7 protein-coding genes are annotated in these 10,802 nt (G+C 70.8%); 5 read left to right on the plus strand and 2 right to left on the minus strand.

The genetic code is table 11. From position 1 onward, the window contains the following. Positions 1-31: 31 nt before the first annotated feature. Both KBW95_RS06145 and KBW95_RS06150 read right to left on the minus strand, forming a co-directional pair. Positions 32-3,781 carry an AAA family ATPase gene (locus KBW95_RS06145; RefSeq protein WP_211527721.1) on the minus strand — a complete coding sequence of 1,250 codons (3,750 nt, stop codon included), beginning with the start codon at positions 3,779-3,781 and terminating at the stop codon, positions 32-34. Continuing rightward, complete coding sequence (locus KBW95_RS06150) at positions 3,778-5,028, minus strand: exonuclease SbcCD subunit D C-terminal domain-containing protein (RefSeq protein ID WP_211525824.1); 1,251 nt, start codon at positions 5,026-5,028, stop codon at positions 3,778-3,780. Before KBW95_RS06150 ends, KBW95_RS06145 begins: the two co-directional genes overlap by 4 nt. A gap of 104 nt (positions 5,029-5,132) precedes the next feature. On the opposite strand from KBW95_RS06150, the gene KBW95_RS06155 reads away from it, so the two are divergent. The 5 genes from KBW95_RS06155 (at position 5,133) to crcB (ending at position 10,682) form a co-directional block, all read left to right on the plus strand. Next, entirely contained in the window at positions 5,133-6,368 is a 1,236-nt protein-coding gene (locus KBW95_RS06155; protein WP_211525825.1) for a winged helix-turn-helix domain-containing protein, read from the plus strand. 197 nt (positions 6,369-6,565) lie between these two features. Next, on the plus strand, positions 6,566-7,138 hold the full coding sequence (locus KBW95_RS06160; protein ID WP_211525826.1) for a hypothetical protein: 573 nt from the start codon (positions 6,566-6,568) through the stop codon (positions 7,136-7,138). Positions 7,139-7,216: 78 nt separating this feature from the next. Further along, complete coding sequence (locus KBW95_RS06165) at positions 7,217-9,853, plus strand: DUF349 domain-containing protein (RefSeq protein ID WP_211525827.1); 2,637 nt, start codon at positions 7,217-7,219, stop codon at positions 9,851-9,853. Continuing rightward, positions 9,850-10,311, plus strand: coding sequence for a molybdopterin synthase catalytic subunit MoaE (gene moaE, locus KBW95_RS06170; RefSeq protein WP_211525828.1), 462 nt, complete (start codon positions 9,850-9,852; stop codon positions 10,309-10,311). The genes KBW95_RS06165 and moaE overlap by 4 nt, the downstream gene beginning before the upstream one ends. Continuing rightward, positions 10,308-10,682 carry a fluoride efflux transporter CrcB gene (crcB, locus tag KBW95_RS06175; RefSeq protein WP_211525829.1) on the plus strand — a complete coding sequence of 125 codons (375 nt, stop codon included), beginning with the start codon at positions 10,308-10,310 and terminating at the stop codon, positions 10,680-10,682. Before moaE ends, crcB begins: the two co-directional genes overlap by 4 nt. The last annotated feature ends 120 nt before the right edge of the window (positions 10,683-10,802 follow it).

Consider the following 10,802-nt stretch of genomic DNA (forward strand, 5'->3'; position numbering starts at 1 on the left):
AAATCGGTTCGGAAAAAGCGGCATTCTACCGCTACTCGACGATCACGAGGCTACTGCCGCCCCCGGCCGGGCGCACCAGCACCTTGGTGGCGATGCGGTCCGTCATCTCCTGCACGTGGGAAATCACGCCCACCTTGCGGCCCATGGACTGCAGCGCGTCCAGCGCGTCCATCGCCACGCCGAGCGTCTCGGTATCCAGGCTGCCGAAGCCTTCGTCGATGAACAGCGACTCCACCCGCACCCGGTTCGAGGACAGCGAGGCCAGGCCGAGCGCCAGCGCCAGCGAGACCAGGAAGGATTCGCCGCCCGACAGCGAATTCACCGAGCGCACTTCGCCACCCATGTCCTGGTCGCGCACCATCAGCGCCAGCGAAGGGCCGCTGCCGTAGGTGACCCGCTCCAGGCGGTAGCGGCGCGCCAGCTGGGCCAGGTGGGCGTTGGCATAGCCGAGCAGGACGTCCAGGGTGAACTGCTGGGCGTAGTTGCGGAATTTCTTGCCGTCGGCGGAGCCGATCAGTTCGGACAGCTTGGCCCAGCGCTGTTCGACTTCCTGCTGGCGTTCGATCTCGGCCAGCACCGACTTGGCCTGCTCGCGGCGCTGCTCGTCCTGCGCGACCTGCAGGCGCAGGGCGGTGGCCAGGTCGTGGGCGGCGCGCCGCTCGGCGCTGAGCGCTTCGAAGGCCTGGGCCACGGCTTCGTGGGACTGGCCGCCCGGCGGGGCGCTGGCCAGGTGGGCCTCGCGCTGGGCGCGGCGCTCGGACAGCACGGCGGTGGCGCTGGCGACCTGGGCGTCGAGCCCGGACAGCGCCGCGCGCTCCTGGGTGAGCCAGGTGGCGCCGACCGCCAGCAGCTGGGCCAGCTCGGCGCTGTCCGCCACAGGATCGAGGTCTTCCTGGTTGCGCCTGTAGTCTTCCAGCCAGTCGGAGAGCGCCGCGGCAGCCTTGGCGCCGGCGCTCTCGAGTTCCACGATGCGTTCCGAGAGCTGGGCCAGGGCGGCGCGGGCACGGGCCTCGCTTTGGGCGACGTCGTTGGCCGCGGCCTGGCGTGCGCTCAAGCGTTCGCGCGCGGCGGCCAGGGTGGCGCCCAGCTCGCGTTCCACTTCGCGTGCGGCGCGGCCTTCCCACAACGCGGCGCGTTCGCCGCGCATGCGCGCCAGCTCGGCCTCGATGCGGGAGAATTCCGCCGCCGTATGCGTGCCGCTGCGGTCGATCTGGGCGATGCGTTCCAGTGCGCCCGCCGCCTCCGCTTCCAGGGTGGCGATGGCTGCGCCGGCGCGCGTCTGGAGTTCGGTCTGTTCGCGCCATTGCGCAGCCTCGGCGGCGCGCATCTGGCGCCAGTCGGCCGGTGCGCGCCTCCAGGCGGCTTGCCAGCCGTCGCCGGCGGCGTTCGACAGCACCGGGTCGAGTTCGGCGAGCAAGGCATCCAGCTGGGCCGCCGCCGCTTCCTGGCGTGCCGCCTGGGTTTGCAGCTCGGCCGCCAGGCGGGCGCTGGCTTCGCGCTCGGTATCGAGGGCCTGCTGCAGGCGCTGGCGCGCAGCCTGCGCCTTGTCGAGTTCCGCCTGCGCGGCGTCGCGCGCCCCGGTCGCCTGGCGCCAGGCCAGCTCGCGCTGCGCCAGCAGGTCGGCTGCCTTGCGCAATGCCTCGCGCTGTTCGCCGAACCAGTCCGCACGCGCTTCTTCCGCGGGGGCGTCGGCGGCGACCGGGTGGCCCTCCCATTGCGATGCCAGCGCGTCGGTGCGCGCGGCAAGCTCGGACCGCTGGCGTTCGAAGGCCGCCAGGCGTTCGCGCGCCGTCTCGAAGGCGGCTTGCTGCGAGGCCTGCCGGGCGGCGTTGGCGCGCACCGCCGCGCGCGACTGTTCCACCTCGCCGCGCAGCCCGGCCAGCATCGCATGCAGGCGGTCGTCCTGCTGGTGGTAGGGGTGATCGAGGCCGCCGCAGACGGGGCAGGGCGCATCGTCCGTCAAGGACGCGCGCAGCTGTTCCACGCTGGCCGCGCAGGCCAGTTCGGCAGCGGCCAGCGAGCGCTCGGCTTGCGCCATGGCGGCTTCCAGGGCCGGCGCGGATGCGCGCGCTTCGTTCAAGCTGCGCTCGGCGGCGGCGCGCGCCGTGTCGCTGTGATCCAGGTCGCGCGCCAGCTGCGCCATGGTGTGGCGGGCGGTGCTCAGTTCCGACCAGACGCGCTGCGCATCCAGCAGGCGTTCGCGCCGCTGTTCGAGCTGCGCCCGCTCGGCCGCCATGGCGCCGCTGTCGAAACCTTCGAGTGCGGCCAGCGCCTTGCTGCGCGCGGCGTCGAGCGCGCTCACGTGTTCGGCGGCCTGGGCCAGCGCGGCCACGGCGCCCGCTTCGCGCTCGCGCGCCTGCGCCACCGCACGCTGGGTGCCGTCGATGGCGGCCTGATTCGCCCGGATACCGCTCTCTGCCTGCTCGGCCTGGGTCAGCAGCCTTTCCCAGCGCGGCCACTGGCCGGCCATTGATTCCAGGCGAGCCTGCGCCGCCAGCCAGGCGGCGGCGGCATCGCGCGACTGGCGCTGGCGCTCCAGCTCCGCCGCCTTGGCGTGGTGCTCGGCGCGCGCATTGCGGGCCTCGGTCCGTGCCGCTTCGAGAGCGGCCTGGGTCTGCTTGTGGGCCGGCGCCAGCGTTTCCAGGGCGGCGTCCAGCGCTTTGGCCTGGTCCAGCCGGGGCGTGGCGCTGCGCAGGGCTTCCTCCGCGATGTCGACCTGGGCCAGGGCGGCGTCGACTTCGCCGGTGGTCTGGCGGCGCGCTTCGAGGGCGGCGGCCAGGTCGGCTTCGGACTTGGCGATCGAGGCCAGGGCCTGGCGCCGTTCGCCGTCCAGGCGCGCCACGTCGGCCACCAGGGAGCGCGCCGGCTGGACCGCGTCGAGGGTGGCCAGGCGCCGGCGACGCTCCGCCGCCTCCTCGCGCGCGGCGACGGCCTGGGCCAGCGCTTCGGAAGCCTGGGTTTCGCCGCGCTGCAGCTTCTCGGTTTCCTGGTGCCAGCGCAGCTCCTGTTCCAGCACGGCCTGGCGCGCCTCCAGCGCCTGCAGCGCCAGGTCGGCGGTGCTGCGTTCGGTATCGAGCGCGGCGCGGGCTTCCGGCGCCAGCGGGGCCTGGTTGGCCAGCTTTGCGGTAAGGGACTGCGTGCGCGCCTGTTCAAGCTTGGAGCGCTCGTAGGCGCGGCGCGAGATCTCGCTGTAGACCGTGGTGCCGGTCAGGGTTTCCAGCAGCTCGCCGCGGTCGTTCTCGTCCGTCTTGAGGAAGGCCGAGAATTCGTTCTGGGCCAGCAGGACGGCGCGCGTGAACTGTTCGAAGGACAGGCCGATGCGCTGGACGATTTCGGCGGCCGACTCGGTATTGGTGCCGCCGATCGCCACCAGGTCGGGCAGGCGGTGCAGGGTGATTTTCGAAGGCTGCAGCGCGCCGCCCGGCTTGCCGTAGGCGCGGCGCACGCTCCAGCGGGCGCGGTAGCGGACCTCGTCATTGCCGACGAAGTCGACTTCGGACCAGCCTTCGGCCGTCCCGCGCCGCAGCAAGGTGCGTGGGTCGAGCGCGGATACCGTCTCGCCGCCCACGTCCGGCAGCGGATTGCCGGGACGTTTCAGAAGACGTGGCGTGGCGCCGTAGAGCGCCAGGCAGAGGGCGTCCAGCAGGGTGCTCTTGCCGGCCCCGGTCGGGCCGCTGATGGCGAACAGGCCGCTCGAAGCGAGCGGTTCCTGCTCGAAGTCGACCATGAAGTCCTGGGCCAGCGACGCCAGGTTCTTACCGCTGATGCGCAGGATCCTCATTCGCCGTCCACCGCATTGGCCAGTTCCGAGAAGGCTTCCATCAGGTCGGGCGGGGCATCGGCGCCGAAGCGCTGCTGCCACAGGCGGCGGAAGATGTCGTCCGGCTGCAGCTGCGCCAGCTGGTCGAGCGTGAGTGCGTCGGCGCCTTCGCTGACGGCGGTCGTCTTGCGGGTCGGTTCGATCTTGGCCAGGCGGACCGGCTTGCCTTGCAGCGCCGCCTCGACACGCGCGCGCAGGCCCGGCTCGGGGCCCTCGAGCAGCACCCGCACCTCCAGGTAGGGATGGGCCTGCGGCGGCAGGTCTTCGAGCTCCAGGGCTTCGAGCGCGGCCAGCGCCTCGTCCAGCGGGGCCGGCGTGGCGGGCACGCGCAGCAGCTGCACCGGGCGCGGCACATGGACCGGCGTCACCGACTTCGCGGCGCCGCCTTCCAGCTCGATGCACAAGACCTGGTGCTGGTAGCCGACTTCCGAGAACGACAGCGGCAGCGGGCTGCCGCAATAGCGCACGTGCTCCTGCTTGCCCACGCGCTGGGCCAGGTGCAGGTGGCCCAGGGCCACGTAGGCCAGGTCGGGATCGAACATGCTGGTCGGAAGAGCCTCGGTGCCGCCGATCACGATGCGGCGCTCGGAATCCTGCGAGGACTGGCCGTCGACCATGTGGCAGTGGCCCATGGCGACGATGGCCTGGCCTTCGCCACAGCGTTCCTTCGCCAGCGCGTAAGCCTGGCGGTAGAGCAGGGTGGTGCCGTGCAGGTAGGGGTCTGCGGGCGCCTCTCCTTCGCTCTGGCGCGCTTCGCGCGGCACGTCGCCCGGACGCAGGAAGGGCACGGCCAGGCACCAGGCGCGGGTCTGCCCTTCGCTGTCGCGCAGCGGCAGCACCAGGCGTTCGACATCGATCTCGCCGCCGCTGGTGCGCACCACGTGGCCGACCACAAAGATGCCGTAGGCTTCCAGCAGCGGGGTCGGCGCTTCCAGCCGGCCCGGCGAATCGTGGTTGCCGGCGATGACCACCACCTGCAGGTGCGGCACCGCGGCCTTGGCGCGCTGCAGGAAACGGTACAACTGGCGGTGCGCGAAGGCCGACGGGTTGGCGTTGTCGAACACGTCCCCCGCGATCAGGAGCGCATCGATGCGCTCGGCGACGAGCGTCTCCACCAGCCAGTCGAGGAAGCACTGGTGTTCGTAGATCCGGTCGAAATTGTGCAGGGTCTGGCCGAGGTGCCAGTCGGAAGTGTGCAGCAGCCGCATGGGGTCGAAAAAGCAAAGTCTGGTCGGCGCCAACTATAACGCATCGGCCTCCCGAATGCCCCAGGCTTCGACAGCCCTTGTCGAAACTTCACTACAATGGCCGCATGAGCGAACTCATTCTTTCGGCCGGCGCCGCGCGCGCCCTCCACCTGGCGGCCCAGGGACTGGATACGGCGCGCCGCCGGCGCGCCGTCAAGGCGGACGTGCTGGATGCGATCCGGCGCATGGAGATGCTGCAGATCGACACCATCAGCGTGGTGGCGCGCAGCCCCTACCTGGTGCTGTGGAGCCGGCTCGGCGACTACGATCCCGCCTGGCTGGACGAGTTGCTGGCCGAAGGCCGCCTGTTCGAATACTGGGCCCACGAAGCCTGCTTCCTGCCGATCGAGGACTACGGCCTGTACCGGCACCGCATGCTGGACCCGGAGCGGATGGGCTGGAAGTATTCGGCGCGCTGGATGCGCGAGCATGCCGACGTGGTCGAACGCCTGCTGGCCCACGTGCGCGAGCACGGTCCGGTGCGCTCGGCCGAGTTCGAGCGTAAAGACGGGAAGGGCGGCGGCTGGTGGGAGTGGAAGCCGGAAAAGCGCGCCCTGGAGGTGCTGTTCACGGCGGGGCGGCTGATGATCGCGCGGCGCCAGAACTTCCACCGGGTCTACGACCTGGCCGAGCGCGTGCATCCGGGATGGGACGACAGCCGCCTGCCGGACGAAGACGCGGTGCGGCGCGAATTCGCCCTGCGCACCGTGCGCGCCCTGGGCCTGGCCAGGGCCGCCTGGATCCCCGACTACCACCGCACCCGCCGCCCGCACGTGGATCCGGCCCGGCTGGCCGACGAAGGCTTGCTGGTGCGCGCCCGGGTGGATGGCTGGAGCGAGCCGGTCTACCTGCATCCCGAACACCTGGAACGCGCCCGCGCGGCCGCGGAAGGAGCGCTGACCCCGAGCGTGACGACCCTGCTGTCGCCCTTCGACCCGGTGGTCTGGGACCGCCGCCGCGCGCTCGAATTGTTCGGCTTCGACTACCGGCTCGAATGCTATACGCCGGCCGAGAAACGCCGCTATGGCTACTTCACCCTGCCGCTGCTGCGGCGCGGCGCGCTGGTGGGACGGATCGACGCCAAGGCGCACCGCAAGGCGGGCATGTTCGAGCTCAAGAGCGTCGCCCTGGAGCCCGGCGTGCGCCCGAGCGCGCGCTTCGCGGCCGATGTCGCCGGGGCGGTGCGGCGCTGCGCGCGCTGGCATGGATGCCCCCAGGTCGGCATCGGCCATACCGATCCCGGTGCGCTCGGTTCCCTGCTTGCCGGGGCCTTGGCCGAAGACGCCCGTGCAGTGACATGAGCTTATTTAGTTCCTACCCGGGTGTTTGACACACCTCAAGTCTGCACGTGTCCTTCTCTCTACACTTGAGTTCCCGCCGGCCAGCGACAACCCTATAAGAAACGTTGGCCGTCCCGACAAAGCATCCCCCGGTTCATGCATCCCGACCCACACGGCCGTGCTGCCATGCTGGCGGAGCCATTCTAAGAGGAGACACAATGCTGACGTCAACCTATACGCTGGTCGCCCTATCCGTCGAGCAGGCACGCGCGCGGGTCGAGGTGGAGGCGCTCATGGAGCGCTGGCGGCCCAATACCTGGTGGGGCGAAGGCCCGCATCAATGGACCTTGCGCCAGTTCGAACAGGCCTGCGAGGCGCTGCGGCGCGTGTATGAAAGCTGCCACTGGCGCAAGCTCGACAGGTTCGTGCTGCCGGCGCTGCGCCGTGCCGGGGCGGCGGCGGAGTCGCTGCTGGTGCGTCTCGAAGGACTGAGCCGGCGGGCGCTGGATGCGCGCGTCGCGGCCCAGGCCAAGGCCGCCGCGGGCAGTCCCGAATGCCTGCGCGCCGTCGAGCACTGCTGCAGCCTGCTGCTGGAAAAGCTGGAGCTCGAGGAGCGCGAGCTGTTTCCGCTGGCGCGCGCCCTGATCTCGGGCGAGACCTGGTTCGCCATCGCTAACCAGATGCTGGCGCACGACTCCAGCCAATATGAAGCCCGTTCCGCCGCCCCAGGCCTGGCGAGCGGCGCTGAATATTCCACCCGGCAAGGCCCTACGTTGCCTCTGGTTCATTGAATCAGAACAGATGGGGGAGTAGACCATTCGACGCATGGTTCTTTGCTATGATGGGGGTTTTGGAAGTGCGATTCCATCATGTTCGAATTCCTATTCAAGCGGCAGGGCGGAGACAAGTCGACGGCTGGACCCGACGCTGCCGCGCCGGGCGGGCAGCCGTCCGGCAAGGCGTCCGGGCAAGGTGCGTCCCATGGCCCGGCGCCGGGAGGGCAGGGCGGGCCGAATACGTCCCGTGAACAGCAGGCCGAGCAGCTCAGGCAGCTGAACGGCGACGAGGCCGCCGCCGTCGAATTCCTCCTCCGTTCCGAGTTTTCCGAATTGCGCCTGGCTGCTGCCGAGCTGGTCCACAGCCGGGAGCAGCTCGAGCGCGTCCATGCGGCGATGCGCAACACCGACCGCCGCGTCGCCAAGCTCACCCAATCCCGGCTGGATGCGATCCGCCACCACGAAGCCGAGCTGCGCCGCGGCCAGGAAGCACTGGCCCAGGCGCGCGCGCTGCTGGGCGACCACCTGCTGACGCCCAACCATGTTGCCGAGCTGGACCGTAAATGGGCGATCACCAAGGCGCCCGAGCTGGCGCCCGAGTTCGACGCGGTGCGCGCGGAACTGGCGCAGCGCCTGGAAGCCCAGGTGCAGCTGCAGCGCGCCATGATCGACCGCCTGGCGGCCCTGCGCCAGCTGGACGGCGCCGGCCTCGACGCCGGCGCGCTGTCCGAACGCCTGGCGAGCCTGCAGCACGAACAGGAAGCGGCGCTGGTCGCACCCGAGCACGCCTCGCTGCCGCGCGCCCTGGTGGCCGAGTTCGCCAGCGAGCATGCGCGCCTGACGGCGGGCCTGGCGACCATCGAACAGGACCAGGCGGCGCTGGCCGCGCGCGAGGCCGCGCTGAACGACTGGCAGGGCAAGCCGCAGGCCGAACTCAAGCCCGAGCAGCTGCGCAAGGACTGGAACCGCCTGCCGGCGCTGCCCGCGAACGCGGCCGGCGCCCAGCTCCAGCAGCGCTTCGATGCGCTGCTGGCCGCCTTGCCGCAGGAAGTGCGCAAGCCCAAGCCGGAGCCAAGCGCAGCGAAGCCCGCCAAGCCGCAGCAGGCGGGAGCCCCTTCCGCCCAGGACCGGAAGCCGGCGCGCGGCGCCGACCAGCAATTCATCGACAACATGGACGCGCTGGAAGCGGCCCTGCAGCAGGGCTCGCTCCACAGTGCCGCCGAGCTCGACAAGGCCCTGAAGGACAGCAAGGACAAGGGCATGCGCCTGAGCCCGGCCCAGGCCGACCGGCTCGGCCAGCTGCGTGCCGAGCTCAAGCGCCTGTCGGACTGGGCGCGCTGGGGCGGCAATGTCTCGCGCGAAGAACTGATCAAGACCGTCGAGGCGCTGCCCACCCAGAACCTGGCGATGAGCGAGCTGGCCAAGAAGGTCGGCAGCATGCGCGACCGCTGGAAGGCGCTGGACAGCTTGTCGGGCGCCGCGCCGCGCAGCCTGTGGGAGCGCTTCGACGCCGCCTGCACCGCCGCCTATGCGCCGGCCGCCGCCCACTTCCGCCAGCTGGCCGACGAGCGCCACGCCAACGCCGCGCGCGGCCAGGCCCTGGTCGAGGAAGCCCAGGCCGAGATCGCGCGCCTGCAATCGGGCGAGGCCGACTGGAAGCATGTCTCCGGCACGGTGCAGCGCCTGCGCATGGCCTGGAGCCACCTGGGCGCCATCGACCGCAAGGACAAGAAGCGTCTCGACCAGCTGTTCTCCGAAGCCTTGACCACCTTGCAAAAACCCCTGGAAACCCAGCGCCAGGTGGAGATGGGCGTGCGCGAGCAGCTGATCGAGGAAGCCCAGGCGCTCGATCCGCACGACCGCCACGCGGTCGACCTGCTGCGCGAGCTGCAGCACCGCTGGCAGGAGCACGCGCGCGCCTTGCCGCTCGAGCGCAAGGCCGAGCAGGCGCTGTGGCAGCGCTTCCGCGCCGCCTGCGATGCGCTGTTCGCGGCGCGCAAGGAACACGTCCATGCGGCCGACTCCGAACGGCGCGCCCACGAAGCGGCCAAGGAAGCGCTGTGTGCGCGCCTGGAAGCCGCCGCGCCCGAGGCGACCCCGGCCACCGCCGGCAAGCTGGTGCGCGAGGCGGCCGCCGAATGGCAGGCGATCGGCCCGGTGCCGCGCGCCCACGAGGCGCGCATCGAGAAGCGCTACCACGCCGCCGTGGCCCAGGTGCAGCACCATGCCGACGTGGCGCGCCGCGCCGCCGGCCTGGCCCTGGCCGGCGCGGTGCGCGACAAGCTGCGCCTGATCCAGGCGCTGGAAAACGCCCTGGTCAACCCGGACGCCCACACCCACGCCGCCGACTGGCGCCAGCGCTGGGAAGCCATGCTGCCGCTCGAAGGTCCCTACGAAAGCCTGCTGCATGCACGTTTCGAGGCGGCCCTCGCTGCACTGGACGGCGAGCGCGCCGGCTACGCGCGCCAGCTGGAGGCCAACCGCGAACGCGTGCAGCACGAGCTGCTGAAGCTCGAGATCGCGGCCGGCATCGACAGCGGCCCCGAATTCGCGCGCGAGCGTCTCAAGCTCCAGGTCGAAGTGCTGCAAAATTCGCTGAAGTCCGGCCAGAAGCCGGGCGCGCAGGGCGATGCGCTGCGCCAGCTCCTGAGCGTACCGGCGCTGGCGGATGCGCGCACCGAGACGCGGATCGAACAATTGTTAATGCGGCAGGCCAAGGAGGGCAAGTGAGGGTAGACGTTCGGGTGCAGGCGGGGGACTTTGACTTAAGCAGTGAGGTCGCGCGGCTGCGCGAAGGCGATGCGCGCGTGGGCGCGGTAGTGAGTTTCGTCGGCACGGTGCGCGACCTGAACGAGGGCGCGCAGGTGGCCGAGCTGGAGCTCGAACACTATCCCGGCATGACGGAAAAGTCGCTGGAGGACATCGTGGCCCAGGCGCGCGAGCGCTGGCCGCTGTACGGCGCGCTGGTGATCCACCGCATCGGCCCCATGAAGCCGCTCGACCAGATCGTGCTGGTGGCCTGCACCGCCGCGCACCGCGGCGAAGCCTTCGCCGCCTGCGAGTTCATCATGGACTACCTCAAGACCGACGCGCCGTTCTGGAAGAAGGAGCAGACCCCTGACGGCGCGCGCTGGGTCGATGCGCGCACGAGCGACGACAGCGCCAAGGCGCGCTGGGCCGCGCGTTGAGCTGGCTCGCGGTCGGCGCCGGCGCCGCCCTCGGCGCCTGGCTGCGCTGGGGCTTCGGATTGTGGCTGGGCGGTTTCCACGCCTTCGTGCAGGCGGGAACCCTGGCGGCCAACCTGGTAGGCGGCTTCCTGGTGGGGATGGCGATCAGCCTCTTTTCCGCTTATCCGCAGCTGGCGCCGGAATGGCGCCTGTTCGTCATCACCGGCTTCCTCGGCGGGCTGACGACCTTCTCCAGCTTCTCGGGCGAATCGGTGACCCTGCTGCAGCGGGGCGAGTACGGCTGGGCGCTGGTGCATGGGGCGCTGCACCTGTTCGGCTCGCTTGTCTTGTGCGCAGCGGGCTTTGCAACGTGGCGGGCGCTGCGCGGTTGAACCGCATTTCCTTTGGCGCTGTCACCGTTGAGTGTTGAATCTTCCTTAACTGCTGAGGTCTAACGAGGATCCATATCTCGGCGGAGGAAGCGATGAATGCCTCGACATTCAAGAAGTTGC

Source organism: Massilia sp. ZL223 (assembly GCF_018119395.1).
Classification (GTDB): Bacteria; Pseudomonadota; Gammaproteobacteria; order Burkholderiales; family Burkholderiaceae_D; genus Telluria.

What these genes read in the sequence shown, in the direction of transcription:
- KBW95_RS06145 (WP_211527721.1), bottom strand. Translation starts at nt 3,781, where the DNA reads ATGAGGATCCTGCGCATCAGCGGTAAGAACCTGGCGTCGCTGGCCCAG.
- KBW95_RS06150 (WP_211525824.1), bottom strand. Translation starts at nt 5,028, where the DNA reads ATGCGGCTGCTGCACACTTCCGACTGGCACCTCGGCCAGACCCTGCAC.
- KBW95_RS06155 (WP_211525825.1), top strand. Translation starts at nt 5,133, where the DNA reads ATGAGCGAACTCATTCTTTCGGCCGGCGCCGCGCGCGCCCTCCACCTG.
- KBW95_RS06160 (WP_211525826.1), top strand. Translation starts at nt 6,566, where the DNA reads ATGCTGACGTCAACCTATACGCTGGTCGCCCTATCCGTCGAGCAGGCA.
- KBW95_RS06165 (WP_211525827.1), top strand. Translation starts at nt 7,217, where the DNA reads ATGTTCGAATTCCTATTCAAGCGGCAGGGCGGAGACAAGTCGACGGCT.